At 66.9% G+C, this 26530-nt stretch carries 27 protein-coding genes; 9 read left to right on the top strand and 18 right to left on the bottom strand.

From position 1 onward, the window contains the following. Nucleotides 1-5 precede the first annotated feature (5 nt). The 10 genes from ACSQ9I_RS19590 to ACSQ9I_RS19635 all read right to left on the bottom strand — a co-directional run bounded on the left by ACSQ9I_RS19590 (nt 6) and on the right by ACSQ9I_RS19635 (nt 10489). Nucleotides 6-1406, bottom strand: a complete 1401-nt coding sequence (locus ACSQ9I_RS19590; RefSeq protein ID WP_093109802.1) for a TRAP transporter large permease — start codon at nt 1404-1406, stop codon at nt 6-8. Continuing rightward, nucleotides 1403-2011: a TRAP transporter small permease subunit gene (locus ACSQ9I_RS19595; RefSeq protein ID WP_436314169.1), complete on the bottom strand. Its 609-nt coding sequence runs from the start codon at nt 2009-2011 to the stop codon at nt 1403-1405. The genes ACSQ9I_RS19590 and ACSQ9I_RS19595 overlap by 4 nt, the downstream gene beginning before the upstream one ends. Further along, a complete protein-coding gene (locus tag ACSQ9I_RS19600) occupies nt 2011-3087 on the bottom strand; it encodes a TRAP transporter substrate-binding protein (protein WP_436314170.1) in 1077 nt (358 codons plus the stop codon). Before ACSQ9I_RS19600 ends, ACSQ9I_RS19595 begins: the two co-directional genes overlap by 1 nt. A gap of 69 nt (nt 3088-3156) precedes the next feature. Continuing rightward, the gene (locus tag ACSQ9I_RS19605) at nt 3157-3537 is read right to left on the bottom strand and encodes a cupin domain-containing protein (RefSeq protein ID WP_436314171.1); all 381 of its coding nucleotides are present in this window, start codon (nt 3535-3537) and stop codon (nt 3157-3159) included. A 151-nt stretch (nt 3538-3688) separates the two neighbouring features. Further along, on the bottom strand, nt 3689-4606 hold the full coding sequence (locus ACSQ9I_RS19610; RefSeq protein WP_093109806.1) for a LysR family transcriptional regulator: 918 nt from the start codon (nt 4604-4606) through the stop codon (nt 3689-3691). Nucleotides 4607-4651: 45 nt separating this feature from the next. Further along, on the bottom strand, nt 4652-4984 hold the full coding sequence (locus ACSQ9I_RS19615; protein ID WP_436304658.1) for a hypothetical protein: 333 nt from the start codon (nt 4982-4984) through the stop codon (nt 4652-4654). Between the two features lie 5 nt (nt 4985-4989). Beyond that, nucleotides 4990-7611: an ATP-dependent chaperone ClpB gene (gene clpB, locus ACSQ9I_RS19620; protein WP_436304659.1), complete on the bottom strand. Its 2622-nt coding sequence runs from the start codon at nt 7609-7611 to the stop codon at nt 4990-4992. 71 nt (nt 7612-7682) lie between these two features. Continuing rightward, nucleotides 7683-8579: an alpha/beta hydrolase gene (locus tag ACSQ9I_RS19625; RefSeq protein ID WP_436304660.1), complete on the bottom strand. Its 897-nt coding sequence runs from the start codon at nt 8577-8579 to the stop codon at nt 7683-7685. Nucleotides 8580-8583: 4 nt separating this feature from the next. After that, complete coding sequence (locus ACSQ9I_RS19630) at nt 8584-9564, bottom strand: Bug family tripartite tricarboxylate transporter substrate binding protein (protein ID WP_436314172.1); 981 nt, start codon at nt 9562-9564, stop codon at nt 8584-8586. A 10-nt stretch (nt 9565-9574) separates the two neighbouring features. After that, nucleotides 9575-10489 carry a ferritin-like domain-containing protein gene (locus ACSQ9I_RS19635; RefSeq protein ID WP_436304662.1) on the bottom strand — a complete coding sequence of 305 codons (915 nt, stop codon included), beginning with the start codon at nt 10487-10489 and terminating at the stop codon, nt 9575-9577. Nucleotides 10490-10602: 113 nt separating this feature from the next. On the opposite strand from ACSQ9I_RS19635, the gene ACSQ9I_RS19640 reads away from it, so the two are divergent. Continuing rightward, nucleotides 10603-11496, top strand: coding sequence for a LysR family transcriptional regulator (locus tag ACSQ9I_RS19640; RefSeq protein ID WP_093109810.1), 894 nt, complete (start codon nt 10603-10605; stop codon nt 11494-11496). Between the two features lie 93 nt (nt 11497-11589). After that, on the top strand, nt 11590-12588 hold the full coding sequence (locus ACSQ9I_RS19645; protein WP_214693205.1) for a Bug family tripartite tricarboxylate transporter substrate binding protein: 999 nt from the start codon (nt 11590-11592) through the stop codon (nt 12586-12588). A gap of 9 nt (nt 12589-12597) precedes the next feature. On the opposite strand, the gene ACSQ9I_RS19650 is transcribed toward ACSQ9I_RS19645, so the two are convergent. After that, the gene (locus tag ACSQ9I_RS19650; RefSeq protein ID WP_436304663.1) at nt 12598-13074 is read right to left on the bottom strand and encodes a molybdenum cofactor biosynthesis protein MoaE; all 477 of its coding nucleotides are present in this window, start codon (nt 13072-13074) and stop codon (nt 12598-12600) included. Between the two features lie 153 nt (nt 13075-13227). On the opposite strand from ACSQ9I_RS19650, the gene dapA reads away from it, so the two are divergent. Then, complete coding sequence (dapA, locus tag ACSQ9I_RS19655) at nt 13228-14217, top strand: 4-hydroxy-tetrahydrodipicolinate synthase (RefSeq protein ID WP_436314173.1); 990 nt, start codon at nt 13228-13230, stop codon at nt 14215-14217. On the opposite strand, the gene moaD is transcribed toward dapA, so the two are convergent. The 6 genes from moaD to ACSQ9I_RS19685 are packed head-to-tail and all read right to left on the bottom strand — an operon-like array spanning nt 14204 to nt 20251. Beyond that, a complete protein-coding gene (gene moaD / locus ACSQ9I_RS19660) occupies nt 14204-14455 on the bottom strand; it encodes a molybdopterin converting factor subunit 1 (RefSeq protein ID WP_126836506.1) in 252 nt (83 codons plus the stop codon). The genes dapA and moaD overlap by 14 nt on opposite strands. Before the next feature lie 2 nt (nt 14456-14457). Continuing rightward, on the bottom strand, nt 14458-15705 hold the full coding sequence (locus ACSQ9I_RS19665) for a molybdopterin molybdotransferase MoeA (protein WP_436314174.1): 1248 nt from the start codon (nt 15703-15705) through the stop codon (nt 14458-14460). Then, nucleotides 15698-16243, bottom strand: coding sequence for a molybdopterin-guanine dinucleotide biosynthesis protein B (gene mobB / locus ACSQ9I_RS19670; protein ID WP_436314175.1), 546 nt, complete (start codon nt 16241-16243; stop codon nt 15698-15700). The genes ACSQ9I_RS19665 and mobB overlap by 8 nt, the downstream gene beginning before the upstream one ends. A 15-nt stretch (nt 16244-16258) precedes the next feature. Further along, on the bottom strand, nt 16259-17674 hold the full coding sequence (thrC, locus tag ACSQ9I_RS19675; RefSeq protein ID WP_436314176.1) for a threonine synthase: 1416 nt from the start codon (nt 17672-17674) through the stop codon (nt 16259-16261). Continuing rightward, entirely contained in the window at nt 17674-18996 is a 1323-nt protein-coding gene (locus ACSQ9I_RS19680; protein ID WP_436314177.1) for a homoserine dehydrogenase, read from the bottom strand. The genes thrC and ACSQ9I_RS19680 overlap by 1 nt, the downstream gene beginning before the upstream one ends. Before the next feature lie 28 nt (nt 18997-19024). Next, the gene (locus tag ACSQ9I_RS19685) at nt 19025-20251 is read right to left on the bottom strand and encodes a pyridoxal phosphate-dependent aminotransferase (RefSeq protein WP_093109819.1); all 1227 of its coding nucleotides are present in this window, start codon (nt 20249-20251) and stop codon (nt 19025-19027) included. A 66-nt stretch (nt 20252-20317) separates the two neighbouring features. Between ACSQ9I_RS19685 and ACSQ9I_RS19690 the strand changes: the two genes are divergently transcribed. From ACSQ9I_RS19690 to ACSQ9I_RS19715, 6 genes are all read left to right on the top strand, one after another. After that, nucleotides 20318-20704, top strand: coding sequence for an Mth938-like domain-containing protein (locus tag ACSQ9I_RS19690; protein ID WP_093109820.1), 387 nt, complete (start codon nt 20318-20320; stop codon nt 20702-20704). A 135-nt stretch (nt 20705-20839) separates the two neighbouring features. Further along, on the top strand, nt 20840-21316 hold the full coding sequence (locus ACSQ9I_RS19695; RefSeq protein WP_093109821.1) for a peroxiredoxin: 477 nt from the start codon (nt 20840-20842) through the stop codon (nt 21314-21316). 191 nt (nt 21317-21507) lie between these two features. Further along, nucleotides 21508-23256, top strand: coding sequence for a PhoH family protein (locus ACSQ9I_RS19700; RefSeq protein WP_436314178.1), 1749 nt, complete (start codon nt 21508-21510; stop codon nt 23254-23256). A gap of 76 nt (nt 23257-23332) precedes the next feature. Further along, nucleotides 23333-23782 carry an EVE domain-containing protein gene (locus ACSQ9I_RS19705; protein ID WP_436314179.1) on the top strand — a complete coding sequence of 150 codons (450 nt, stop codon included), beginning with the start codon at nt 23333-23335 and terminating at the stop codon, nt 23780-23782. A gap of 19 nt (nt 23783-23801) precedes the next feature. Then, entirely contained in the window at nt 23802-24254 is a 453-nt protein-coding gene (locus ACSQ9I_RS19710) for a GyrI-like domain-containing protein (protein WP_436314180.1), read from the top strand. Nucleotides 24255-24297: 43 nt separating this feature from the next. Further along, on the top strand, nt 24298-25008 hold the full coding sequence (locus ACSQ9I_RS19715) for a helix-turn-helix transcriptional regulator (protein ID WP_093109825.1): 711 nt from the start codon (nt 24298-24300) through the stop codon (nt 25006-25008). 25 nt (nt 25009-25033) lie between these two features. Here ACSQ9I_RS19715 and dnaB read toward each other — a convergent pair whose 3' ends face one another. Beyond that, entirely contained in the window at nt 25034-26440 is a 1407-nt protein-coding gene (gene dnaB / locus ACSQ9I_RS19720; RefSeq protein WP_093109826.1) for a replicative DNA helicase, read from the bottom strand. Nucleotides 26441-26530: the final 90 nt, after the last annotated feature.

Here is a 26530-nt window from a genome sequence, read left to right on the forward strand (position 1 = left end):
AAGTCCTAAATAAGCACGCCCGGCAGCCACAGCGCGATGGCGGGGAACACCATCAGCACGATGATCGCGAGCATGTAGACGCCCATGAAAGGCAGAACGCCGGAGAACACGTCGGTGATCGGCCCGGGCTGCCGTCGCATGCCCTGCAGCACGTAGAGCACGGTGCCGTCGGGCGGGCTGATCATCGCGATCTCGACCAGCATGGTGATCACCACGCCGAACCACACCGGGTCGTAGCCCAGCGCCGTCACCACCGGAAAGAGCAGCGGGATGGTGGTGATCACCATCGACATGCCTTCCATGAAGGTGCCCAGCGCGAGGTAGAAGCCGATGATCACCAGCATGATCACCCAGCCCGGAAAGGGCAGCCCCGTGAGGAACTTCGCCAGCATCTGCGGAATGCCCAGCGAGGAGAGGATGTAGTTGAGGAAGTAGGCGCCGAACAGGATCAGCGCGATCATCGAGGTGGTGCGCGCGGTGGCGCGCATCGATTCCGCCATCATCTTCCACGTCAGCTTGCGGTCGGCCAGCGCCAGCACCACGCTGCCGGCCACGCCCAGCGCGGCCGATTCGGTGGGCGTGGCCCAGCCGGCGTAGATGGTGCCGAGCACTAGTGCGATCAGCAGGGCCGTCGGCACCAGGTCCGACAGGCTCGCGATGCGATGCTTCCAGGTGATGGCCTTGGAAGCCGCGTCGCCGTGCAGCTCGAGCTTGAAGCTGTAGTAGAGGATCACCGCCGTGAACAGCAGCACCACCAGGATGCTCGGCCCCACCGCAGCGAGGTAGAGCGCACCCACCGAGGTCTCGGTGATCAGCCCGTAGATGATGAAGGTGATGCCCGGCGGGATCAGGTTGCCCAAGGCACCACCGGCCGCCAGCGAGCCCAGCACCAGCTTCGGGGGGTAGTGGCTCTTCTCGAAATACGGCAGCGCGACCGAGCCCATGGTCGCGGCCGTCGCCACGCTGGAGCCGGCCACCGCCGAGAACACGCCGCAGGCCATGACGTTGGTGTGCAGCAGGCCGCCGGGCAGTCGGCCCATCCAGATGTTGAGCGCGCGGTAGAGCCGCTCGGAGAGCCCGGCGCGCAGCATGATCTCTCCCATCAGCAGGAAGAGCGGGACCGACACCAGCACGAAGTTGGTCGAGGGCCCCCAGATCATTTCGCCGATGAAGTTCCAGAACGGCCGGTCCGACAGGCCGAAACCCGCCAGCAGCGAGAGCACGGCCAGCGCGGCGCCGACATAGATCCCGCCCGCGAAGAAGCCGACGAAGGCGAGCAGCACCGCGGCCAGCGCCCACCAGGGCACGCCGGCCGAGGCCACGGCGGCGGCATGGCCCTGCACGCCGAACAAGGAAGCGCCGCCGATCAAGAGGCCGATCGCGACGATGAAGACGATGGCGATCATCGGGTGGCTCCTGCGGCGGCGACGGGCTGCATGCCCTGCTGCGCTTCCGCCACGGCCTCGAGCGTTTCGGCGGCTTCGTCGATGTAGGTGCGCGCCATCAGCATGCGGTCCATCGCATCGGCATCGCCGATCGCCAGCTGGCGCAGCGCGCGCGCCGCGATGGCCAAACCGGCCAGGAGCAGCAACGCCAGGCCCGCGGCCCACAAGCCCTGCGGAATCGCCAGCGGCGTGTGCAGCGCCGACAAGTCGGTGGCGCCGAAGTCCCACGAGTCCTTGGCGAGCGAGAACGCGCCCCAGGCGAAGAAGCCGGTGGCGACCAGCAGCGCGAGCAGCGAAACGAGGTGCAGCCACACGCGCATCTTCAGCGGCAGCTTTTGCACCAGCACGTCGATGCGCACATGGCCGCGCTCGAACAGCGTGCCGGCCAGGCCCCAGCTCATGCCGATGGCCATCAGATAGCCGGTCACTTCGGTTGTCGCCTCGGTCGAGAAGCCCAGCAGGCGCCGCGCCCCGATGTCGAAGCAGATCAGCACCGTGATGACCAGGTAGCACCAGCCGGCGATGGTCATCGCCTTGCCGCTGACCCATTCGAGCGCGCGGAACATCAGCGGCTCGCGGCGTACTTGATGCCGGTGATCGGGGAGATCACCTCGTTGTAGACCGCGGCGCAGCGTTCGCCGCAGCGCTTGATCCAGCCGGGCAGCACGTCGTCGGCGAGCTGCTTCTTGAGGGTGGCAGCCACGTCGGCCTGCGGCTTGCCTTCGACCATCGGCTTCTTGACCAGCGTGTGCAGCTTGCAGTCGGCGGCGCGGCCCACGTTGCAGGCGATGCCGTCGTTGGTGGCTTCGACACCGAGCTTCCACTGCGCCTCCTGCACTTCGGACATCGTCTTCTCGAACTGCGCGCGCACGGCCGGATCGAGCTTGTTCCACCAGGCCAGGTTGACGAAATAGCCCGAGGTGGACCACGACAGCGGCAACGTGTAGAGGTGCGTCGTGACCTCGGGCCACTTCACGCCGTTGCCCGAGCCCGCGCCGGTGATGCCGCAGTCGACCGTGCCGCGCTCCAGCGCGGTATAGACCTCGCCGAAGGCCAGCGACACCGGCTGCGCGCCCAGGCCCTTCATGAGATCGGCCGCCGAGGGGCCGTTGGTGCGCACCTTCAGGCCCTTCAGGTCCGCGAGACTGGTCACCGGCTTGCGGCAGAACAGCATCTGGCCCGAGAAGGGATAGGTCGCGACCAGCTTGATGCCCAGGCGTTCGAGTTCCTTGTTGGCCACCGGCACCATCGCGTCGGCCACCTTGCGGGCCTGCGCGATGTCGGCGTTCATGCCGGCCAGGTCCACACCGTCGAGCATCGGCACGTCGCCCGATACGGTGGTCAGCGGCGCGGCCGCGATGTCGACCTGGCCGGAGCGCACCAGGCGCAGCACTTCGGGGCCGTTGACGTTGCGCTCGGGCCAGGACGAGAGCGTGACTTCCACGCGTCCGTTGGTGGCCTTGGCCATGCCGTCGCGCAGCAGCGGCTGGTCGACCTTGGTGTACTGCGGCAGGTTGGGCGCCACCTGAGTGATCGCTTGCACGGCGATCTTCGGGCCGGCCGGCACCTGGGCGAAGGCGGACACGGCGGCCAGCATCGCGGCGGCTGCGAGGCATGCAAGAGGAGGCAGGGAACGCTTCATCGGGAACTCCTGGAGGGAAACAAAGAGAAATGGAACGAGGAAGGGGGAGCGGCAGGCCGGACGGCTGCCTCACCCGTAGTACTGGAATTCGAGCATCACGCAGCCCGCCGGCGACGCGAAGGGGCCGTGCCACACGCCCGGCGGGCGACAGGCGAAGGTGTAGGGGCCGAAGGTTTCGCCGCCCTGCCCCTCGGCATCGCAGCCGACCACGAGTTCGCCTTCGACGATGAAGACCTCCTCGTGGAAGTCATGGATCACCGGCCGGTCGATCAGCGCGCCGGCGGCCCAGCGTGCGAGCCGCGTGCGCGAACCGGTGCGGGCCGCCGCGTCGAGGTTGTCGGCGAGCACCAGTTCCTCGATGCGGCCGGCGGAAGAAGGCACCGGCACCCAGGCGGTCGATGCCGCATCGAGCCGGATCGCGAAGAACTCGCGATGTAATTTGCTTGACATGGCCTTGTGCATGGCGCGCAGTGTTGTCGCGCACCCCTGCCCGGTCAAACGGGAAATTTTTTTGGAGGCCGATAGAATTTTCTGATGCACGGCCCTGGCGCATGCCGCCGCCCCAGCAACGGGCGCGCGGTGTACCGAATGAGGGCAGACTCTAGGGCGCGAGCACGTCGTCGCGGCTGTTGGCGACGAACTGGTCGCAGGCCGCCTGGGCCATGTTGACCAGCGCCTCGGCCAGCGGCGAGGCGGGTTCCAGCCGCATGCTGGCAACCAGCGGCAGCGGGATCGGCAAGGGGTCGACGTCGAGCACGACGAGGCGCCCGAGGCGCAAGTCTTCCTGGATCACGGCGAGCGGCAGCAAGGCCGTGCCGAAGCCCGTGCGCGCGAGGTCGACCATGGCGCCCAGCGACGAGAAGTAGCTCACGCGCAGATTGGCGCAGCCGCTCGCGCCCTGTGCGATGTTGCGGTAGACGCCCGACTCGCGATGGAAGGAAATGATGGGCTGCTCGGCGATGTCGGCAAAGGACAGCAGCTTGCGCGCCGGCAGCTTCAGCGCCAGGCTCGGGCTCGCGACCCAGCGCATCGCGAAGTTCACCATGCGCCGGTTGTCGATGAAGCCCGGCGTGATCTCCTCGGAGAGGATGGCGCAGTCCAGCGTGCCGCGCAGCAGGTCGTCGCGCAGGTGCGGCGTGATGTCCGAGTCGAGCTCAAGCGTGGCGTTGGGGTAGCGCTCGGCAAAGCGCGACAGCAGGTCGGGCAGCCAGGTATGGACCACCGTCTCGATCACGCCGATGCGCAGCATGCCGGAGAAGGCATCGGCCTGGCCCATGGCACCGATCATGCGTGCCTGCATCTCGATCATGCGTTCCGCATAGGGCATGAGCTCGGTGCCGTGGTAGGTGAGCATGACGCCGCGGTGCTCGCGGTCGAAGAGCTTGACGCCGAACTGCTGCTCCAGCGTGGCAATGCGGCTGGAGATGCCGGCCTGCGTGGTGTGCATCTTGTCGGCAGCCGCCTTGAAGCTGCCGAGCTTGGCAACCCAGACGAAGGCCTCGAGAAAACGCACGTTCATTGCGCGGAGTCTAGGCGACCCGCCGCAGTGCGGACGATGGGGGTTCTACTCGCCGCGCGACACCGGACGGGCTTCCACGTCCGTCACACGGCCCGGATCGCGCAGGCGAACGGGGCTGTCAGCGGCTTCGCCGCGCGCTCGCGCCGCAGCCACGTCGGCCGCGGTGGGCTCGGCCGGGCGCGCTGCAGCCCGAAAGCGATCGAAGCCGTGGCGTGGATCGAAGCGCATCACCCACGGCTGAACCGGCTGCCCCGTGAGACGTGCCCAGCCATAGCGCAGGCCCCAGACCGCCGCCAACAGCAGCACGGCAACTGCGAGGCTGGCCGCGAACAAGAGGCCCAAGAAGAAAAGAACGAGGCGCAAAAGAAAGTTGAGCATCGAAGTTAGGCCACGGCCTCCAGGCTTTGTTCCCCGGCCTTGCGGAAGCTGAACTGCCCCGGCGCCTGGATCGGGTCGGTGGTGACGACGATCGTATCCTTCGGCCCGAAGCTGCCGTCGAGCAGCAGCTTCGAGAGCGGGTTCTCGATGCGCTGCTGGATGGCGCGCTTGAGCGGCCGGGCGCCGAACACCGGGTCGAAGCCGACCTTGGCGATCTCCGCCAGCGCCGCCGGCGACACCTCGAGCCCGAGGTCCATCTTGACCAGACGCTCCTGCAGCACCTTGAGCTGGATGGCCGCGATCGCCTCGATATTCTTGGCGTCGAGCGCATGGAACACCACGGTCTCATCGATGCGGTTCAGGAACTCGGGGCGGAAGTAGTTCTTCAGCTCGTCCCAGACCGCGTCCTTGATCTCTTCGTTCGGCCGGCCCACCATCGCCTGGATGATCGGCGAGCCGATGTTGCTGGTCATCACGATCACCGTGTTCTTGAAGTTCACGGTGCGGCCCTGGCCGTCGGTCAGGCGGCCGTCGTCAAGCACCTGCAGCAGGATGTTGAAGACGTCAGGATGCGCCTTCTCGACCTCGTCGAGCAGGAGCACGCTGTAAGGCTTGCGGCGCACCGCTTCGGTCAGGTGGCCGCCCTCCTCGTAGCCCACGTAGCCGGGCGGCGCGCCGATCAGGCGCGCGACCGAATGCTTCTCCATGAACTCGCTCATGTCGACGCGGATCAGGTGGTCTTCGCTGTCGAACAGGAAGCCCGCGAGCGCCTTGCACAGCTCGGTCTTGCCCACGCCCGTGGGGCCGAGGAACAGGAAGGAGCCGGTCGGGCGGTTCGGGTCCGCGAGGCCCGAGCGCGAGCGGCGAATCGCGTTGGCGACCGCGCCGATGGCCTCGTCCTGGCCGACCACGCGCTCGTGCAGCTTCTCTTCCATCATGAGCAGCTTGTCGCGCTCGCCTTGCATGAGCTTGGCCACCGGAATGCCGGTGGCGCGCGCCACGACTTCGGCGATCTCCTCGGCGCCGACCTGCGTGCGCAGCAGCGTGGGCGCGCTGGACTTGCCCTTGTTGGCCTCGGTGTCCTGCGCTTCCTTCAGGCGTTTCTCCAGGCCCGGCAGCTTGCCGTACTGCAGCTCGGCGACCTTGTTGAAGTCGCCCTTGCTGGTGAACTCGGCGATCTGGAACTTGATCTTGTCGATCTCTTCGCGGATCTGCGCGCTGCCCTGGGCCTGCGCCTTCTCGGCCTGCCAGATCTCGTCGAGATCCGCGATTTCCTTCTGCAGGCGCTCGATCTCGCCCTCGATCAGCGCCAGGCGCTTCTGCGAGGCCTCGTCCTTCTCGCGGCGCACGGCTTCGCGCTCGATCTGCAGCTGGATCAGGCGGCGATCGAGCCGGTCCATCACCTCGGGCTTGGAGTCCATCTCGATCTTGATCTTGGCCGCGGCCTCGTCGATCAGGTCGATGGCCTTGTCGGGCAGGAAGCGATCGGTGACATAGCGGTCGGACAGCTCCGCCGCGGCGACGATCGCCGGGTCGGTGATATCGACGCCGTGGTGCACCTCGTACTTTTCCTTCAGGCCGCGCAGGATCGCAACCGTCGCCTCCACGCTGGGCTCGCCCACCAGGATCTTCTGGAAGCGGCGCTCCAGCGCGGCATCCTTCTCGATGTACTTGCGGTATTCGTCGAGCGTGGTGGCGCCCACGCAATGCAGCTCGCCGCGCGCGAGCGCGGGCTTGAGCATGTTGCCGGCGTCCATCGCGCCCTCGGCCTTGCCGGCGCCGACCATGGTGTGCAGCTCGTCGATGAAGACGATGGTCTGGCCCTCGTCCTTCGCGAGCTCGTTGAGCACGGTCTTCAGGCGCTCCTCGAATTCGCCGCGGTACTTGGCGCCGGCGAGCAGCGCCGCCATGTCGAGCGAGAGCACGCGCTTGCCCTTGAGCGACTCGGGCACCTCGCCGGCGACGATGCGCTGCGCCAGGCCTTCGACGATGGCGGTCTTGCCGACACCGGGCTCGCCGATCAGCACGGGGTTGTTCTTGGTGCGGCGTTGCAGCACCTGGATGGCGCGGCGGATTTCCTCGTCGCGGCCGATCACCGGATCGAGCTTGCCGAGGCGAGCGCGCTCGGTGAGGTCCAGGCAGTATTTCTTGAGCGCTTCGCGCTGGCCCTCGGCATCGGCGCTGTTCACGCCCTGCCCGCCCCGAACAGCATCGATAGCGGCTTCGACCGATTTGCGCGTCACGCCGTGGCTGCGCGCCAGGTTGCCGATCTCGGCCTTGCTGTCGGCCAGCGCGAGCAGGAAGAGCTCTCCGGCGATGAACTGGTCGTTGCGCTTGATGGCTTCCTTCTCGGTCGCCTGCAGCAGCTTGCCCAGCTCGGGGCCGACCTGAACCTGGTCATGGCCCTGCACCTGCGGCAGCTTCTTGATCGCCGCTTCGGCGGCCTGCAAGAGGCCCGGCACGTTGGCGCCGGCGCGCTCGAGCAAGGCCCGCGGGCCGTCGTCCTGGCGCAGCATGGCCACCAGCAGGTGGAGCGGTTCGATATAGGGGTTGTCGTTGCCGAGAGCGAGCGATTGCGCGTCGGCGAGGGCTTCCTGGAATTTGGTTGTGAGTTTGTCTTGGCGCATGAATGACTCCGATTCCCCGGCATGTAGGGGTGGGCGGCACCGAATTCAAGCGGAAAGCAACGACCCTACACCTAAACAGGCAGCGAGGAAAAGAAGTCCATGATCTCGCGCCCCAGCGCCTCTTCGCCGCTGTTGAAGTGGGCCATGACGGACATGTGGTTATGGCCTCGCATCTGCAGAAAACGCGGTGCGCGCCGGCGCGCGTCGGCCAGGCGGTGGGCGAATTCGAGCCCGTAGACATCGAGCAGGGGGTTCTCGAACTCGGCGATCACGATGAAGGCGGGGATGTCGCTCAAGCCCGCAAGGCGCATCGGCGAGCGCGCTGCATAGAGCGAAACGTCGTCGCCGAAGTAGGCACGGACGCCCGGCGCATTGGGGTTCTCGGGCGATTGGTCGGCCTGGAGGCGCGCCGAGACGAGCACTACGGCCCGCGCATGGCATCCGCCCGGCTGCAGATCCGGATCGAATGCGTAGTTCGCCACATGCGTCCCGCCCGCGGAATGGCCGATCAGCATCATGCGGGACGGATCGCCTCCGTAATCCGCCACCTGTGCATGCAGCCAGGCCATGGCCTGGGCCACGTCGCGCGCACCGCCGGGGTAAGGCGCCTCGGGCGCCAGCCGGTACTCGATATTGACGCCGACGAAGCCCTGCCGCGCGAACCAGTGAAGCACGTTGTCGTAGAGCTCTGCGCTCGTGCACTTGTCGCCGCGCACGAAGGCGCCGCCATGGACGAAGGCCACCACGGGCGCATGCCTCGCGCCGCTCGGGCGAAAAATGTCGAGCACCTGGCGTGCGTGCGTGCCGTAGGCCAGGTTCCGCGCCACCGCCACGCCATTTTTGGGAGCGCTCGCGAGCAGCGGTGCGTAGGCGTCCTTGACGCGTTGGCTGTGCCCTGGGAGATCGAGCGCCCAGCGCGGGCCGATCTCGGCCATCAGCGCGCGCAGGGTTTCGGGACCCTCGATCATTCCGTCATTGCGCGAGCCCCGCGTTCTTGACGACCACCGACCACTTGCCGACTTCGCTGCGCGCAAAAGCGGCGAAGGCGTCGGGCACGGCCTCTTCGGGCTGTGCGCCGAGCTCGTGCAGGCGCTTCTGCATGTCCGGCATCCTGAGCGCGGCCGTGATCTCGGCGTTGAGCCGATCGAGCACCGGCTTCGGCAGTCCGGCTGGCGCGAAAACGCCGAACCAGGCTGTGACCTCGTAGCCCGCGAGCCCGCTCTCGATCACGGTCGGCACCTCGGGCAACAAGGCGCTGCGCGTCCTGCCGGTCACTGCCAGCGCCTTGAGCTTGCCGGACTGCACATAGGGCAAGGCCGTGGCCTGCAGATCGAACATCAGCGGCACATGGCCCGCCACCACGTCGTTGAGCGCGGGAGCGCTGCCTTTGTAGGGCACGTGCAGCAGCTTGATGCCGGCGGCCGAGGCCAGCAGCTCGCCGGCCAGGTGGTTGGAGGTTCCGAGCCCGGCCGATGCGTAGCTCAGCTCGCCGGGCCTGGTCTTGGCCTGCGCGACCACATCGGCCACGTTCCTGGCGGCGAAGGACGGATGTGCCACAAGCACGAAGGGAATGGAGGCCAGCGGCGCAACCGGCGTGAAGTCTTTCACCGGCTCGTAGCCGACCTTGTTCATGGCCGGATTGATGGCCTGCGAGCTGACGGTGCCCATCAGCAGCGTGTAGCCGTCGGCTGCGGCAGCCGCGACGAACCTGGCGCCGATGGCGGTGGCCGCACCGGCGCGGTTGTCGACGACCACCGGCTGCCCGAGCCGCTCGGCCAGCTTCTGGCCCACGGTGCGCGCAAGGATGTCGGCCGAGCCGCCGGCCGGGTACGGCACCACCATCGTGACCGGACGCTGCGGATACGCGCCCTGCGCATGAACCGGCGGCGCGAGCGCGACCGCGCCGACGGCCGCCATCAGGCAGCAGCCCAGAGTTTCCATCAGTCGGTTCATGGCTTCGTCCTCAATGCGCCGAAACCGCGGCGCGATCCACTTCGGGCACTTCCGGTATCTCGACGCCGTAGGGCGCGACGTCGGCGCGGATCCGGTCCAGCGCACGCCGGATGATCGCGATCTCCTGGTCGGGATGGGTCGCGCCCAACCCGTGCTCGGCCGCCAGCGCCCGGTTGCGCCCTGCCCGCGCCCGCTCGTCGTCAGGCAGGTTGACCACCGCATAGACGCCGTTGAGCAGGCTGCCGCGCAGTTTCTTGGCCACCTTTTCGCCGAGCAGGCGGCGGTCGTCCGCGGACAGCTCGGCAAAGAACCTGCGCATGATGATGCGGCCGAACTGGATGTGCCGCGCCTCGTCGCGCAGGATCAGCTGGCAGGCGGTGCGGATCGACTTGAAGCGCGCGTTCTCGTAGCGCGCCTGCAGCAGCTCGCCCGAGAGCTGCTCGAACAGCGTGTTGACCGCGAGCCCCGCGAAGAAGGACATCGCCTTTTCGTCGCGCTCGTCGTGGAAGCGCGGGATCACCGCCTTGAAGTAGTCGGCGCGCGGCTCGTCCTGGTAGCCAGCCAGCCCGCGCGCGACGAGGAATGAGGCCTCGTGATGGCGCAGCTCCTCCGCGATGAAGTTGACGATGTGCTGCTTGATCTCGAAAGGCTGGTGCGCGAACACGGCTTCGCGCAGCCGTTCGGTGCCGTAGGGAATGGCACCGTGCTCCATCCAGGCGCGCAGGCTCCACCATTCCGCACCGGCTTCTCGCACCTCGGCGGGAAGCTCCGCGTCGCGGAGGTCCGAGAAATCGATCGCGGCCGGATTCCATGCCAGTTCGCGCGATTGTTCGCACAGGCGCCAGACCTCCGGATATTCGATCTCGGACTTGATGGGATACGGGTTCGGAACCGGGGTGAGTTCTTCGAGAAGCGAAGGCTGCATCGTGTGGTCTTTCTCAGTTTCAGCCGCATGCTGCGGCAGCGCGGGTGCTTCGTCCAATACCGTTTGAAGGGGCTGGTGATAGGCTGGAGCGATCACCAATCCTGGAAGCAGCGATGGACCTTCGTCAGCTCCGGCAATTCGTCGCGGTCGCGGAAGAGCGCAGCTTCCGGCGCGCCGCGGAGCGCCTTCACGTGTCGCAGCCGCCTCTGAGCGTGGCCGTGCAGCGGCTCGAAGCCGAGGTAGGCGCAACCCTGCTGGACCGCACCCGCCACCATGTGCGCCTGACCGTGGCCGGCGAGGCCTTCCTGCGCGAAGCGCGGCGCACGCTGGCGCATGCGCAGCTGTCGATCGAGATCGCGCAGCGCGCAGCGGCCGGCAAGCTCGGCACGCTGCGACTGTCCTTCGTGCCCAGCGCCGCGCTGGGCGTGGTGCCGCGGCTCCTGCGCGCCTTTCGCGAGGACTACCCCGACGTCAAGCTGGTGCTGACCGGCGACACCACCTCGCAGCAGGTGGCGGCGCTCCTGAGCGGCGCCATCGACGTCGGCATCGTCGTGCCACCGCTGCACGACGCGGGCGACTTCCGGATCCAGCCCTTCTGCGACCAGGAGCTCACGCTGGCGGTGCCCGACACGCATCCGCTCGCGCAGCAGAAGCGCGTGCAGCTGCGCGACTTGGCCTCGGAGCCTTTCGTCGGTTTTCCCTTCAAGGAAGGGCCCGGCTTCGAGAGCGTGGTGATGGCGGCCTGCCAGGACAGCGGCTTCATACCGAACTTCGTCCAGGTCGCCTCGCAGATGCAGACCATCCTCGCGCTGGTGGGCGGCGGCCTGGGCATCGCGCTGGTGCCGCAGGCCATGCAGGCGGTGCAGACCGAGCACGTGGTCTACCTGCAGGTGCGGCGGCGCAACGCACCGGTCAAGTACGCGCTGGGGCTGGCCTTCCGGCCGTCCAACGGCAACCCGGCGCTGGATGCCTTCATCGCGATGGCGCATCGGCTGCGCCGGCGATGAAAGCGACCGCGCTCGTTCAGAATAGCTTCCCTCGAACCCGGGCACGCGTGTTGCTCGCTCGTTCGTTCTTTATTCAATCGTCTGGAGTTGCTCATGTTTTGTTCAAGGTGGATTGCCGCTTCCGCGCCGCGCCGGGTCTTCGCGCTCGGGCTCCTGGCCGCGATTGCGGGCTTCTCTGGCTTCGCGCAGGCGCAGCAGGGCACGCCGATCAAGCTGCTGGTCGGCTTTCCTGCCGGCGCCGGCAGCGACGCGATCGCCCGCACGCTGGCCGAGAAGCTCAAGGACCAGCTGGGCGCGCCGGTGGTGGTCGAGAACCGCGCCGGTGCCGGTGGCCAGATCGCCGCGCAGGCCCTCAAGGCCGCCGCACCGGACGGTCACACGCTGTTCCTCTCGCACGACCACAGCATTTCGATCCTGCCGCAGGTGGTAAAGAACGCGGGCTTCAATCCGGCCACCGATTTCGTGCCGGTCGCCGGCTTCGCGACCTTCGCCAACGTGCTCGCGGTATCGGGCGGTACCCCGGCGAAGAACCTGGACGAGTACCTCAAATGGGTGCGCACCCAGCGCGGCGGCAAGGACACCATCGGCGTCCCGGCGCCGGCCTCGATCCCCGAGTTCCTCGTGAAGATGATCGGCGCCAAGTACAAGATCGACGTGCAGTCGGCGCCCTACCGCGGCAGCGCGCCGATGACGGCCGACATGCTGGGCAACCAGATCAGCGCCGGCATCGCCTCGGTGCCCGACTTCATCGAGAACCATCGGGCGGGCAAGGTGCGCATCGTCGCCACCATCGGCAGCAAGCGCCAGGCGCTGCTGCCGCAGGTGCCGACCTTTACCGAGCTCGGCTTCGCGAACCTGGAAGACCTGCCCTACTACGGCGTGTTCGCGCCCGTCGGCACGCCGCAGCCGGTCATCGATCGCTTCGGCGATGCCCTGGCAAAGGTGCTGGCCATGCCAGACGTGAAGCAGAAGCTCACCACGATGGGCCTGACGGTCGCCTACGAGCCGCAAGGCCAGTTCGCGGGGCGCGTGCGGAGCTATACGCAGACCTGGGAAGGCATCATCAAGGCCAGCGGCTTCACCCCTCAATAAGCCCTTGGCTCAGGCGTTGCTGCTCGTGATGCCCCAGCGCGCCAGGGCGGCATCGTCGTCCACGCGCGCATCGACCCAGCGCGCGCCGTCGGGCGTCTGCTCCTTCTTCCAGAACGGCGCCTGCGTCTTGAGGTAGTCCATCAGGAACTCGCAGGCCTGGAAGCTCTGGCCGCGGTGGGCCGAGATCACGGCCACCATCATGATCTGGTCGAGCGGCTGCAAGAGGCCGACGCGATGGATCACGCGCGCGCCGAGGATGTCGAAGCGGCGATGCGCCTCGTCGATCATGGCTTCGATGGATTTCTCGGTCATGCCGGGGTAGTGCTCGAGCTCCATCGAAGCGACCGCATCCCCATCGTTGCGGTCACGCACGGTGCCGATGAAGCTGCAGACCGCTCCGACCCGCTTGTCGTCGCCGCGCAACGCGGCGATCTCGTGCGCGAGGTCGAAATCGCCTGTTTGAATGAAAACGCGTGGGCTGCCCATGGCCGGATTGTGGCACCGCGCTAGACTGCGGCGATGCCTTCCCGCGCCCCGCACCGCCACCCCGCTTCGCCCGAAGCGATGGCCTGCGTGCGCGTGGGCGGCAAAGCCAAAAAACCAGAGCTCGTCTGACCGGAGCTTCGGTTCCGTCGTCGGATGAGCGACGGAACTGCAAGGCTCCAGCTGAAGCTGTTTTCTCGTGTGCGCGCATCCGATGGTGGTTCTTCCATCGGTCGATTCCTGAAGGACATCCGCGTGCACCCCTCTTCTTCCACCCCTGATTTCTCGGGCCTCTGGATCCCGCTCGTGACACCGTTTCGCAAGGGCGGCACCGTCGACCACGCGGCGCTCGCCGCGCTGGCCGAGCGGCTCCCGTCCACCGGCATTGCCGGCTTCGTGGTCTGCGGCTCGACCGGCGAGGCAGCGGCGCTCGACGGCGACGAACAGCTGGCCGTGCTCGCCACGGTCGCGAAGGCCGCGCCCGCGCTGCCGCGCATCATGGGCATCTCGGGCTACCACCTCGGCAAGACGCTGGACTGGGTGCACCGGCTGAACGACTGCGGGCTGGCCGGGCTGCTGGTGCCGGCGCCGAGCTACATCCGGCCCTCGCAGGCAGGCCTCGTCGCGTGGTTCGGCGCGATCGCTGAGGCGAGCACCGTGCCGCTCCTGGTCTACGACATCCCCTACCGCACCGGCGCGACGATCGCGCGCGAGACGCTGCTCTCGCTCGCGGCCCATCCGCGCATCCGCGGGGTCAAGGATTGCGGCGGCGACATGACCAAGACCCGGGCGCTGATCGCCGACGGCCGCCTCCAGGTGCTGGCCGGCGAAGACGCACAGCTCTTCGGCACGCTGGCCGAGGGCGGCGTGGGCGCCATCGCGGCCAGCGCGCATCTGCAGACCGCGCGTTTCGTGCAGGTCGTTCAGCTGTTGCGCGAAGGCCGGCTGGCCGAAGCGCGCGCGCAATGGCAGCCTTTGCTGCCCTTGATCGAAGCGCTCTTCGCCGAACCGAACCCCGGACCGTTGAAGGCCGTGCTCGCCAACGAAGGATGGATGCAGGACGAGTTGCGCGCGCCGATGACGCGGGCCGGCAGCGCGCTGCGCGAGCACCTCTTCCGGATGCAGGCCGCGCTCAGCCGCCTGTGACCGGCGGGAAGAAGGCCACTTCCTGGCCTTCGCGCAGCGCAGCGCTCTCGGCGCTCATGACCTGATCGAGCGCCATGCGCACGGCCTTGCCGCGAGCCAGCGCGCTTGCATGGGGCTCGCCGCGCGCGATCAACTCGTCGCGCAGCGCGGCCAGATCGGACGCGCCGGTCTCGACGGTCTCGCTGCCGGTTCCCAGTGCCTCGCGCACCGAGGCGAAATAACGCACCGTGACTTTCATGTTCAGGCCAGGAGCGATGCGAAGGGAATGAACTGCACGGTGTCGCCGGCCTTGAAGGGCCGGCCCGCCGGCGTGTCGATCACACCGTCGCCCCAGACCATCGAGGTCAGCACGCCGGAGCTCTGGTTGCCGAACAGGTCGAGCCCGCCCGCGGCGTTGCGCCGCGCGCGCAGGAACTCGCGGCGCCGGTCGGCGCGCGGCCAGTCGAAATCGGCACGCATCGCGATCGGCGCCGGCGCCACGCGCGTCGCGCCCTGCAGAGTGAGCAGGAACGGGCGCACGAGCAGCAGGAATGTCAGGAAGCTCGAAACCGGGTTGCCGGGCAGCCCGGTGAGGTGCGCGTCGCCGATGCGGCCGTAGGCGAAGGGCTTGCCCGGCTTCATCGAGAGCGACCACAGGTCGAGCTGGCCCAGCGCCTGCACGGCGGCCTTGATGTGGTCTTCCTCGCCGACCGACACGCCGCCGGTGGTGATGATCACGTCGCTGCGAAGCGACGCGGCGCGCAGGGCCTCGATGGTCGCGTCGCGCCGGTCAGGCACGATGCCCAGATCGTTCACCTCGCAGCCCAGCCGCTGGAGCAGCGCCCGCATGAAGAAGCGGTTGGAGTTGTAGATCGAGCCCGGCTTCATCGCCTCGGGCGCCACCTCGCCGGGCATCACGAGTTCGTCGCCGGTCGACAGCAGCGTGACGCGCGGGCGTTTCGCCACCTGCAACCGGTCGAGGCCGACGCTGGCAGCCAGCCCCAGGCCCGCGGGCGTGAGGCGTTCGCCCCTGGACAGCACCACGTCGCCGGCCGCCACGTCTTCGCCGGCGCGGCGAATCCACCGGCCCGCGGCGGGCACGGTCTCGATGCGCACGCTTCCGAGGCCGCCCTCCTCGGGCAGCGCGCTCGTGTCTTCCTGCATCACGACCGCGTCGGCGCCTTCGGGAATCTGCGCGCCGGTGAAGATACGCGCTGCCGTGCCGGCCGCAAGCGGCGTGCCCACGCTGCCGGCCGGAATGCGCTGCGCCACCCGCAACACCGCGCCGGGTGCCGCGCAATCGGCTACGCGCAGCGCGTAGCCGTCCATCGAGCTGTTGTCACGCGGCGGCACGGTGAGTGCCGACACCACGTCCTGCGCGAGCACGCGGCCGTCGGCCTCGAAGGTGGAGACGCTTTCGATGCCGACTTGCGGCGTGGCGGCCGCGAGCAGGCGCGCGAGCGCTTCGTCGAGCGGCATCAGGGGAGGACGTGCGGATGGATCAGCCATGGCGTTCCACCTTGTACTCGAAACGCCCCGCGTTCTGCAGCAGCCAGTCGCCGATGCCATCGACGTCATTCAGGTCGAAGATCGGCAGCTCGGTGGCGGTAGGCAGGCGTTCCGGCGTGTCGGTCGCGATCGCGACGATGTGCGCGTCTTCCACGTAGCGCGCGGGGCGAGCGGCCTCGCCCTCCCCGGGCTCGCGCCAGATCTCGATCTTGAGCAGGTCGCTGTGCTTGAAGCCTTCGACCAGCACCCAGTCGACACGGTCATCGAGTTCGGCCACCAGGTCGTGCACGTCGAGCTGCGTCGGTCGCTCGAACTCGCGGATCAGCGCGAGCCGCTTGTCCGACCCGACCACCACCTCGAAGGCACCGGCTTCGCGATGCCGGAAGGTGTCCTTGCCCGGATGGTCGATGTCGAACTTGTGATGGGCATGCTTGACCACCGAAACGCGCTGGCCGTGCAGCTTGAGCACGGGGATCAGGCGTTCGACCAGCGTGGTCTTGCCCGCGCCCGAGAAGCCGGCGAAGCCGATGACTTTCATGCGCCGCCTTCGCGATCAATCACAGTGCTGGGCAATGTAGGCTTTCACCGCCTCGGCCTCGGCCGGCAGCTTGACGACGCGCTTGGGCAGCGCCTCGATGCCTTCGAAGCGCGCGGGGCGCTCGGGCTCATGGCCCAGTGCCTCGACGATGGTTTCGGCGAACTTGATGGGCAGCGCGGTCTCGAGCACGATCATCGGAATGCCCGCTGCGAGATGCTCGCGGGCGGCCTTGAGGCCATCGGCCGTGTGTGTGTCGATCAGCGTGGCGAAGCGCTTGTCCGTGTCGCGGATGGTCGCGAGCCGATCCGCATGCGTGCTGCGGCTGCTCGCGAAACCGAAGCGTTCGGAAGCCTGCGCGAAGGCCGGGTCGGCGCTCAGGTCGAAGCGGCCGTTGCGGCCGAGCTCGCCTTCGAACAGGCCGCGCGCCTTCGCTGCATCGCGGCCCACGAGATCGAACACGAAGCGCTCGAAGTTGCTGGCCTTGGAGATGTCCATCGAGGGGCTCGAGGTCTCGTGCGTGTCGGCAGCCGAGCGCACGCGGTAGACGCCGGTGCGGAAGAACTCGTCGAGCACGTCGTTCTCGTTGGTCGCGACCACCAGCGTGCGGATCGGCAGGCCCATCGAACGCGCCACGTGGCCGGCGCAGACGTTGCCGAAGTTGCCGGAAGGCACGGTAAAGCTCACCTGCTTTTCGTTGTCCGCCGTCGCTTGAAAGTAGCCGGCGAAGTAATAGACCACCTGCGCCAGGAGGCGCGCCCAGTTGATCGAATTGACGGTGCCGATCCTGTACTTGCGCTTGAAATTCAGGTCGTTCGAGACCGCCTTGACGATGTCCTGGCAATCGTCGAACACGCCGGCGATCGCGATGTTGTGGATGTTGGCGTCCTGCAGGCTGAACATCTGCGCCTGCTGGAACGGGCTCATGCGGCCGTCGGGCGAGGTCATGAAGACGCGCACGCCCTTCTTGCCGCGCATCGCGTATTCGGCGGCGCTGCCGGTGTCGCCGCTGGTCGCGCCGAGGATGTTGAGCTCCTCGCCGCGGCGCGCGAGTTCGTACTCGAACAGGTTGCCGAGCAGCTGCATCGCCATGTCCTTGAAGGCGAGCGTGGGGCCGTTGGACAGGGCCTCGAGATAGACGCCATCTTCGAGCTCGCGCAGCGGCACGATCTCGGGCGTGCCGAACACCTCGGCGGTGTAGGTCTTGGCGCAGATCGCCTTCAGGTCGGCCGGCCGAATGTCGTCGATGTAGAGCGAGAGCACTTCGAAGGCCAGATCGGCGTACGGCAGGCCGCGCCACTTCGCGAGCGTGGCCGCGTCGACCTGCGGGTAGCGCTCGGGCAGGTACAAGCCGCCGTCGGGCGCCAGGCCTTCCAGCAGGATCTCGCAGAAGCGGCGGCGGTCCGGATGGCCGCGCGTGGACAGGTAGCGCATCAGGACAGCTCTTCCTTGCGGATGCGCACGATCGGCGCCAGCACCGTGGGCAGCGCCTGCAGCTGGGCGAGCGCGTCGTCCAGCGTGCCTTCGCGCGTGTCGTGCGTGAGGATGATCAGGTCGGTCTGCGTCGAACCCTCGCCGCCCACCTCGTCGGCTTCGCGCTGCAGCACCGCATCGATGCTAATGCCGGCCGTGGCGAGCAGCCCCGTGACCTGGGCCAGCACGCCGGCCTCGTCGGCGACGCGCAGGCGCAGGTAGTAGCTGGTCACGACCTCGGCCATCGGCAGCACCTTGAGGTCGCTCATGGCGTCGGGATGGAAGGCCAGGTGCGGCACGCGGTGCGCCGCGTCGGCCGTGTGCAGACGGGTGATGTCGACCAGGTCGGCGATCACCGCGCTGGCGGTGGGCTCGCTGCCGGCGCCTTTGCCGTAGTAGAGCGTGGTGCCGACGGCATCGCCGTTGACCACTACGGCGTTCATCGCGCCTTCGACGTTCGCGAGCAGGCGTTTCGAGGGCACGAGACTCGGGTGCACTCGCAGTTCGATGCCCTGCGCCTTCCGCTTGGTGATGCCGAGCAGCTTGATGCGGTAGCCGAGCTGCTCGGCGTACTTGATGTCCTGCGCCGCGAGCTTGGTGATGCCCTCGATATGCGCCCTGTCGAACTGGACCGGGATGCCGAAGGCGATGGCGCTCATCAGCGTGACCTTGTGCGCGGCGTCGACGCCTTCGATGTCGAAGGTCGGGTCGGCTTCGGCGTAACCGAGGCGTTGCGCCTCCTTCAGCACGGTGCCGAAATCGAGGCCCTTGTCGCGCATCTCCGAGAGGATGAAGTTGGTGGTGCCGTTGATGATGCCGGCGATCCACTGGATGCTGTTGGCCGTGAGCCCTTCGCGCAGCGCCTTGATGATCGGGATGCCGCCGGCCACGGCGGCCTCGAAGGCCACCATCACGCCCTTGGCATGGGCGGCCGCGAAGATTTCGGTGCCGTGCACCGCGAGCAGCGCCTTGTTGGCGGTAACCACGTGCTTGCCCGCGGCGATCGCCTCGAGCACCAGTTCCTTCGCGATGCCGTAGCCGCCGATCAGCTCGATCACGATGTCGATGTCGGGGTTGGCGATCACGGCGCGCGCGTCGTTCACGACCTGCACGCCCTCGCCGACGGCAGCCTTGGCGCGCGCCAGGTCGAGGTCGGCGACCATCGTGATCTCGATGCCGCGCCCGGCACGGCGCTTGATTTCTTCCTGGTTGCGCCGCAGCACCTGAAAGGTGCCGCTACCGACCGTGCCGATGCCGAGCAGGCCTACTTGGATGGGTTTCATTCGTTTCGTCTCTTGAGCGATGAGGGCCTCAGGCGGCGGCCCGGTTTCTGTAGCGTTCGAGGAAGTCGGCGATGCGCTGCACCGCTTCGCGCAGGTCTTCCTCATGCGGGAGGAACACGATGCGGAAATGGTCCGGCGTCGCCCAGTTGAAGCCGGTGCCCTGCACCAGCATCACCTTGGTTTCCTTCAGCAGCTCGAGAAAGAACTGCCGGTCGTCGTCGATCGGGTAGACCTTGGGGTCCAGCTTGGGGAACATGTAGAGCGCGGCATTCGGCTTGACGCAAGTCACCCCGGGGATGGCGGTGATGAGTTCGTAGGCCAGATCGCGCTGGTGGCGCAGGCGGCCGCCGGGCCCCACGAGGTCGTTGATGCTCTGGTAGCCGCCGAGCGCCGTCTGGATCGCCCATTGACCCGGCACGTTGGGACACAGGCGCATGTTCGAAAGCATGTTGAGGCCTTCGATGTAGTCCTGCGCGATCTTCTTGTCCCCCGACACCACGAGCCAGCCGGCGCGGTAGCCGCAGGAGCGGTAGCTCTTCGACAGCGAGTTGAAGGTCAGGGTCAGCACGTCCTTCGACAGGCTGGCGATGGCGGTGTGCTTGACGCCGTCGTACAGCACCTTGTCGTAGACCTCGTCGGCAAGGATCACGAGGCCGTGCTCGCGCGCGATCGCGACGATGCTCTTGAGCAACTCGTCCGAATAGAGCGCCCCCGTCGGATTGTTGGGGTTGATGACCACGATGCCCTTGGTCCGGGGCGTGATCTTGGCGCGGATGTCGTCGAGGCTCGGCATCCACCCGTTGTCCTCGTCGCAGAGATAGTGCACCGGCTTGCCGCCCGAAAGGCTCGCGACCGCAGTCCACAGCGGGTAGTCGGGGGCAGGCAGCAGCAGCTCGTCGCCGTCGTTGAGCAGCGCGTTGGCGGCCATCGCGATCAATTCGCTGGCGCCGTTGCCCAGGTAGATGTCGTCGAGCGTCACGCCCGCGATGCCCTGTTTCTGGGTCTCGTGCATCACCGCCTTGCGCGCCGCGAAGATGCCCTTGCTGTCCGAGTAGCCGGACGAGGCCGGCAGGTTGCGGATCATGTCCTGCTGCACCTCCTCGGGCGCATCGAAGCCGAACGGCGCGAGGTTGCCGATATTGAGCTTGATGATCTTCTGGCCCTCTTCCTCCATCTGCTTCGCGGCGTCCATGATCGGGCCGCGGATGTCGTAGAGCACGTTGGCCAGCTTGGCCGATTTCTTGATCGCTTTCAAAGTCCCTCCAAGGGCGTCTGCACGGGGGAAAACCTATAATTTGACCACAGTTCCCCCGGCCTCCCGATGAAGCTCCAGCCCGACAAATCCGACGTCCAGACCCTCACCGCACACGGTCCCGGCTGGGTGGCCGTCAACAACGAGAAGATCGAAAGCAGCGTGGTGATCGGCTCGCGCGGCGAGCGCTTCGCGTGGGACTGCACCCGCTTCGACCAGCTCGGCGCCGAGCATTTCGCGCAGTTGGCCTCAATGGGCGCCGAACTGATCATCTTCGGCAGCGGCGGGCGCATCCGTTTTCCGCAGGCAGCCTGGCTGCAGCCACTCATGGCGCAGCGCACGGGCGTGGAGACCATGGACACGGCCGCCGCCTGCCGCACCTACAACATCCTCGCGGGCGAAGGCCGTCATGTGGTTGCCGCCCTGCTGGTCGAGAGGCCGGATGACGGCAAATAGAGGGCGTTTCGGGGTAAAATAGCGGGTTGCAAAGCGGCAGCCCGCCCAGTAAAGCAACGACCAATCCTCCATTTCGAGCGCCTCCAGAGCCAGGAGCGGGCTCGAACATGGAATCAAACGGAGAAAACAAGTTTCATGGCGATCGTTGTCAACAAACCCATTCCCGAATTCGACGCCAACGCCACCGGCGGCATCAAGGTTTCGAACACCTCGCACCTCGGGCACGTGCTGGTGATGTACTTCTATCCCAAGGACAACACGCCCGGTTGCACCACCGAAGCGATGCAGTTCCGCGACCGCTACAAGGATTTCGTGAAAGCCGGCGCCACCGTTTTCGGCGTGTCGCGCGACAACATGAAGTCGCACGACGAATTCAAGGCCAAGCTCGAGCTCCCTTTCGAGCTGATCGCCGACACCGAAGAAAAGATGTGCCACATGTTCGGCGTGGTCAAGAACAAGATCATGTACGGCAAGAAGGTCAAGGGCATCGAGCGCAGCACCTTTCTGATCGGTGCCGACGGCGTGCTCAAGGCCGAATGGCGCGGCCTCAAGGTCCCAGGCCATGTCGATGACGTGCTCAAAGCAGTCAAGGCGCTCAAGAAGGCCGCCTGATCTCCTGCAAGCGTGTACTTTTGCGCGGTCGCGTTGGCGATGCGCAACGTTCACGGGAGGTGACACATTCGTTGTGCATAATGGTTTCATGCCGTTGAGCTCCACGACCGCATCCCCCGAACAAAGCCGCCCTGGTCTTCAGGCGGCTTTTTCGCTTTCTGGCCTCTTTCTTTTTGCGAGCGAACTGCCCCATGCCCCTGCCTCCCGCACCCACGAAACGCGCCGCATTGCTTTCGCCGGACGCGCACGACGCGCCCGCCCGTTCTTCGCACGGAAGAAACGGCCGCCGCTCGTCCGATCGGCGAACTGAAGAGACCCGGTCCAGCGGGCCCCAGCCGCTCGAACTGTTCGACCGTCACGCCGCAGAAGGCGGCGGCAGCATCGAGGCGCCGCCCGTGCCCAAAGTCAGGGCGCTGGCGCCCTCTCCGGCGCCGACCGCGCCGTCGCGCAGCCAGATCGAGAGCCGCCCCGCTCCAGTCCCCGCTGCACCGCAGAACGCGGCGCGCGCCAAGCGCAGCAAACCCAACGGCCCGGCCAAGCTGTTCGTGCTGGACACCAACGTGCTGCTGCACGACCCGATGTGCCTGTTCCGCTTCGAGGAGCACGACATCTTCCTGCCGATGATCGTGCTGGAGGAACTCGACGGCCACAAGAAAGGCACGACCGAAGTCGCGCGCAACGGCCGCCAGACCAGCCGCACCCTCGATGCGCTCGCCGGCACCCAGGGCGCCGACATCGCCAAGGGCCTGAAGCTCGACTCCACCGGCCACCGGGAGTCCGGCGGCAAGCTGTTCTTCCAGACCGCTCCGCTCGACTATGCGCTGCCGACCAGCCTGCCCCAGGGCAAGGCCGACAACCAGATCCTTGGCGTCGTCCAGGCACTGCGCGACCTCTATGCCCAGGACGCGCCCGGCCGGCCGAAGCAAGAAGTGGTGCTGGTGTCGAAAGACATCAACATGCGCGTCAAGGCGCGTGCACTCGGCCTCGCGGCGGACGACTACCAGAACGACAAGACGCTCGAAGACGGCGACCTGCTCTACTCCGGCTCGCTGGCGCTGCCGGCCGATTTCTGGACGCGCCAGAGCAAGACCATCGAAAGCTGGCAGAGCGGCAGCAGCACCTTCTACCGCATCAGCGGCCCGATCGTCCCGAACCTCTACATCAACCAGTTCGTCTACTTCGAGGCGCCCGGCGAGCCGAGCATGTATGCACGGGTCACCGAGATCCGGGACAAGACGGCGGTGCTCAAGACGCTCAAGGATTACGGGTCGATCAAGAATGCCGTCTGGGGCGTGAACACGCGCAACCGCGAGCAGAACTTCGCGATGAACCTGCTGATGGACCCCGAGGTCGACTTCGTCACGCTGACCGGCACCGCCGGCACCGGCAAGACGCTGATGGCGCTGGCATCGGGCCTCACCCAGGTGCTCGACGATCGGCGCTACACCGAGATCATCATGACCCGCGCGACCGTGAGCGTCGGCGAAGACATCGGCTTCCTGCCCGGCACCGAAGAGGAAAAGATGGGGCCCTGGATGGGCGCGCTCGACGACAACCTCGAGTTCCTGGCCAAGGGCGACAGCGGCGGCGCCGGCGAATGGGGCCGCGCGGCCACCAACGAGCTGATTCGCAGCCGCATCAAGATCAAGAGCATGAACTTCATGCGCGGGCGCACCTTCCTGAACAAGTACGTGATCATCGACGAGGCGCAGAACCTGACGCCCAAGCAGATGAAGACGCTGGTCACGCGCGCGGGCCCGGGCACCAAGATCATCTGCATGGGCAACCTGGCGCAGATCGACACACCCTATCTCACAGAAGGCTCCTCCGGCCTGACCTTCGCGGTCGACAAGTTCAAGGGCTGGCCGCACAGCGGGCACATCACGCTGGCGCGCGGCGAACGCTCGCGCCTGGCGGATTTCGCGAGCGACGTGCTGTAGCCGGCCTGCGTTCCTGCGCTTTGCGCGAAGGCTGCTGACAGGACGTTGTCAGTAGCCTCCGCGCAGCATTGGCGGCATGAACCGCAGGAATTGGATCGCCGTCGCCAGCGCAGAACATGCACGCCGTGGGCGCGACCACGCCGGCCTGGGCTTCATGCAGGTCGGCCATGGCAAACTCGCGCCCCTCCGGCGCCTCGCGCCGGGTGATCGTGTCGCCTATTACGCGCCCGCCACGGTGCTCCACGGCACCGACAAGCTGCAGAGCTTCGTCTCGATCGGCGTCGTGCAGAGGGGCGAGCCCTACGAAGCGGACATGGGCGGCGGCTTCGTGGCGTGGCGACGCGACGTGGGCTACGTGGCCGCGCAGGAGGCACCGATCCTGCCGCTCATCGACCACCTCGACTTCGTCGAGGACCCGAAGCGCTGGGGCTACAAGCTCCGCTTCGGGCTGCTCGAAGTCAGCGACCACGACATCCACCTGATCGCCGGCGCCATGAACGCCAGCATCAGGGCATTGGACCTTTGATTCAAGAGGAAAAGAAACCATGCAACCCCAGCTCCAACGCCATGACGCGTTCAGCATCGCCGGCCTGACCGTGCGAACCACAAACCGCGAGGAAAACGATCCGCAATCGGCCCGGATCGGGAAGCTCTGGACGCGCTTCTTCGACGAGCGAGCCTATGAAAGGCCGCACCGGATCAACGACATGCGGCTCTACGGCGTCTATTCGGCCTACGAATCCGATGCGCATGGCGCCTTCGACATCACGACCGGCGTGGCCGTCTCGGACGGCCCGGCGACCGTGCGGATCGAAGCCGGCGATTACCTCGTCTTCAGCGGACAAGGCGAAATGCCGCAGATGGTGCTCGCGGTCTGGCAGTCGATCTGGCAGTATTTCGAGCAGCACCCGGAAATCAAGCGGACCTATCGCAGCGACTTCGAGGCTTACAGCGGCCCCGACCAGGTCGCCATCCACATCGGCGTCAACCTGGACTGACAAAGATTTCGACAAGAAGCCCGTTCGACATTGACCTGCCTGCATGCGCCGCGCCGACCGCCTGTTCCAGATCGTCCAGCTCATCCGCGGGCGACGACTCACGACCGCCGCATTCCTGGGACAGCGCCTGGAAGTGTCGGAACGCACCGTCTACCGCGATGTGGCCGACCTGCAGCGCCAGGGCGTGCCGATCGAAGGGGAAGCCGGCGTCGGCTACCGCTTGGGCGCCGGCTTCGACCTGCCGCCGCTCATGTTCACGCAGGATGAGGCCGCGGCCCTCGTCGCCTCGGCGAGGCTGGCCCAGAGCTCGGTCGATCCCGCCCTGGCGCGCGACATCCAGACCGCGCTCGGCAAGATCCTCTCGGTGCTGCCGCCGGCAGCGCGCGCCTCGGCAGAAAGCCTGGCGCTCTTCGCGCCGGCGTTCTCCATCGACGATGGCACGCGCGCCCGTTTGCAGACGCTGCGCGAAGCGGTGCAGTCGCGCAACAAGCTGAGCATGGACTACCGCGACGTCAGCGGCGCGCCGAGCCAGCGCATCGTGCGGCCGCTCGGCTGTTTCTATTGGGGCCGGGTCTGGACCTTCTCGGCCTGGTGCGAGCTGCGGCAGGACTTTCGAGCCTTCCGGATCGATCGCATCGACCAGGTCGAAGTTCTGCCCGAGCGCTTTCGCGACGAACCCGGCAAGACGCTGGCCGAGATGCTGCGCCGCCTGCAGGAGGACCCGGCGGAACCTCAATCGTCCGGGCTGCGGTAGCGTCCGTCCGCGCCGCCGGCCAGGGTCAGAAGTCGGCGCCTCCGCCGCCAGCCAGGTTCTCGAACTTGGTGAGCGGCTTGAGGAATGCAAGCTTGACCGTGCCCGTCGGGCCGTTGCGATGCTTGCTGATGATCACCTCGGCCACGCCGGGCTCCTTGCTGTTCTTGTCGTAGTAGTCGTCGCGGTAGATGAACATGATGATGTCGGCGTCCTGCTCGATGGCACCGGACTCCCGGAGATCGCTCATCATCGGACGCTTGTCGGTCCGGCTTTCCACACCGCGGCTGAGCTGCGACAACGCGATCACCGGGCATTTGAGTTCCTTTGCCAGCATCTTCAGTCCGCGCGAGATCTCGCCCACGGCCGTGGCGCGGTTCTCGTCGCTCATGCTGCTCGACACGCTCATCAGCTGAAGGTAGTCGACCACGATCAGGCCGAGCTTCCCGTACTGGCGCGCGAGGCGGCGTGCGTTTGCACGAAGTTCGCTGGTCGTGAGGCCCGGTGTCTCGTCGATGTGCAGCGACACGTTGCGCAGCTTCTCGATGGCCTCGGTGAGGCGCGGCCATTCTTCGTCGGTGAGCTTGCCGGTCCGCAGGTGCCCCTGGTCGATGCGCCCGATCGAGCCGACGATACGCACCGCCAGCTGCGAAGCGCCCATTTCCATCGAGAACACCGCGACCGGCAACCCCTCGTTGAGCGCCACATGCTCGGCGATGTTGATCGCCAGCGAAGTCTTCCCCATGGACGGACGCGCGGCCAGCACGATCATGTCCCCCGGCTGCAGGCCCGAGGTCATCTTGTCGAAGTCGTAGAAACCCGTGCGCACACCGGTGATGTCGTTGGGGTTCTCCGCCATCTCGGTCACGCGGTCCAGCAGTTCGACCACCAGGGAATCCATGCCCTGGAAGCCCTGCTTCATGCGCGTGCCTTCCTCACCGATGTTGAAGATCTTCTGTTCGGCCTCGTCGAGGATCTTGTCGACCGACTTGCCTTGGGTATTGAAAGCGTTGGTCGCGATTTCGTCGCTGGCGCTCACCAGCTTGCGCAGGATCGAGCGCTCGCGCACGATCTCTGCGTAGCGGCGAATGTTGCTCGCGCTCGGCACGTACTGCGCCAGCGAATTCAGGTAGACCAGACCGCCGATTTCCTCGGCCTTGCCAAGGTTCTGCAGCTGCTCGTAGACGGTGATCACGTCAGCCGGCTTGCTGGCGTTGATCAGCGTTCCTATCGCCGCATAGATCAGCTTGTGCTCGTGGCGATAGAAGTCGCCGTCGACGAGCAGGTCGCCCATGCGGTCCCAGGCGCCGTTGTCGAGCAAGAGGCCGCCGAGCACGCTCGATTCGGCCTCGATCGAATGCGGGGGGATGCGCAGCTGCGCAACTTGGCGGTCGGCCGACGGATCGTTGTCGGCATAGGAGAAAACGGCGGACATGGACTTCCTTGCAGCCGCACATGCTAAGCGGCACGGCGGACGGCGTCACCTTATAAGGCTGTGGATAAACGGTGAGTTGTCGGTGCAATG

Origin of the sequence: Variovorax sp. LjRoot84 (assembly GCF_964254305.1) — a bacterium.
Classification (GTDB): domain Bacteria; phylum Pseudomonadota; class Gammaproteobacteria; order Burkholderiales; family Burkholderiaceae_C; genus Variovorax.

Coding starts and splice junctions, on each gene's coding strand:
- ACSQ9I_RS19590 (WP_093109802.1), bottom strand. CDS start 1,406: ATGATCGCCATCGTCTTCATCGTCGCGATCGGCCTCTTGATCGGCGGC.
- ACSQ9I_RS19595 (WP_436314169.1), bottom strand. CDS start 2,011: ATGTTCCGCGCGCTCGAATGGGTCAGCGGCAAGGCGATGACCATCGCC.
- ACSQ9I_RS19600 (WP_436314170.1), bottom strand. CDS start 3,087: ATGAAGCGTTCCCTGCCTCCTCTTGCATGCCTCGCAGCCGCCGCGATG.
- ACSQ9I_RS19605 (WP_436314171.1), bottom strand. CDS start 3,537: ATGTCAAGCAAATTACATCGCGAGTTCTTCGCGATCCGGCTCGATGCG.
- ACSQ9I_RS19610 (WP_093109806.1), bottom strand. CDS start 4,606: ATGAACGTGCGTTTTCTCGAGGCCTTCGTCTGGGTTGCCAAGCTCGGC.
- ACSQ9I_RS19615 (WP_436304658.1), bottom strand. CDS start 4,984: ATGCTCAACTTTCTTTTGCGCCTCGTTCTTTTCTTCTTGGGCCTCTTG.
- clpB (WP_436304659.1), bottom strand. CDS start 7,611: ATGCGCCAAGACAAACTCACAACCAAATTCCAGGAAGCCCTCGCCGAC.
- ACSQ9I_RS19625 (WP_436304660.1), bottom strand. CDS start 8,579: ATGATCGAGGGTCCCGAAACCCTGCGCGCGCTGATGGCCGAGATCGGC.
- ACSQ9I_RS19630 (WP_436314172.1), bottom strand. CDS start 9,564: ATGAACCGACTGATGGAAACTCTGGGCTGCTGCCTGATGGCGGCCGTC.
- ACSQ9I_RS19635 (WP_436304662.1), bottom strand. CDS start 10,489: ATGCAGCCTTCGCTTCTCGAAGAACTCACCCCGGTTCCGAACCCGTAT.
- ACSQ9I_RS19640 (WP_093109810.1), top strand. CDS start 10,603: ATGGACCTTCGTCAGCTCCGGCAATTCGTCGCGGTCGCGGAAGAGCGC.
- ACSQ9I_RS19645 (WP_214693205.1), top strand. CDS start 11,590: ATGTTTTGTTCAAGGTGGATTGCCGCTTCCGCGCCGCGCCGGGTCTTC.
- ACSQ9I_RS19650 (WP_436304663.1), bottom strand. CDS start 13,074: ATGGGCAGCCCACGCGTTTTCATTCAAACAGGCGATTTCGACCTCGCG.
- dapA (WP_436314173.1), top strand. CDS start 13,228: ATGAGCGACGGAACTGCAAGGCTCCAGCTGAAGCTGTTTTCTCGTGTG.
- moaD (WP_126836506.1), bottom strand. CDS start 14,455: ATGAAAGTCACGGTGCGTTATTTCGCCTCGGTGCGCGAGGCACTGGGA.
- ACSQ9I_RS19665 (WP_436314174.1), bottom strand. CDS start 15,705: ATGGCTGATCCATCCGCACGTCCTCCCCTGATGCCGCTCGACGAAGCG.
- mobB (WP_436314175.1), bottom strand. CDS start 16,243: ATGAAAGTCATCGGCTTCGCCGGCTTCTCGGGCGCGGGCAAGACCACG.
- thrC (WP_436314176.1), bottom strand. CDS start 17,674: ATGCGCTACCTGTCCACGCGCGGCCATCCGGACCGCCGCCGCTTCTGC.
- ACSQ9I_RS19680 (WP_436314177.1), bottom strand. CDS start 18,996: ATGAAACCCATCCAAGTAGGCCTGCTCGGCATCGGCACGGTCGGTAGC.
- ACSQ9I_RS19690 (WP_093109820.1), top strand. CDS start 20,318: ATGAAGCTCCAGCCCGACAAATCCGACGTCCAGACCCTCACCGCACAC.
- ACSQ9I_RS19695 (WP_093109821.1), top strand. CDS start 20,840: ATGGCGATCGTTGTCAACAAACCCATTCCCGAATTCGACGCCAACGCC.
- ACSQ9I_RS19700 (WP_436314178.1), top strand. CDS start 21,508: ATGCCCCTGCCTCCCGCACCCACGAAACGCGCCGCATTGCTTTCGCCG.
- ACSQ9I_RS19705 (WP_436314179.1), top strand. CDS start 23,333: ATGAACCGCAGGAATTGGATCGCCGTCGCCAGCGCAGAACATGCACGC.
- ACSQ9I_RS19710 (WP_436314180.1), top strand. CDS start 23,802: ATGCAACCCCAGCTCCAACGCCATGACGCGTTCAGCATCGCCGGCCTG.
- ACSQ9I_RS19715 (WP_093109825.1), top strand. CDS start 24,298: ATGCGCCGCGCCGACCGCCTGTTCCAGATCGTCCAGCTCATCCGCGGG.
- dnaB (WP_093109826.1), bottom strand. CDS start 26,440: ATGTCCGCCGTTTTCTCCTATGCCGACAACGATCCGTCGGCCGACCGC.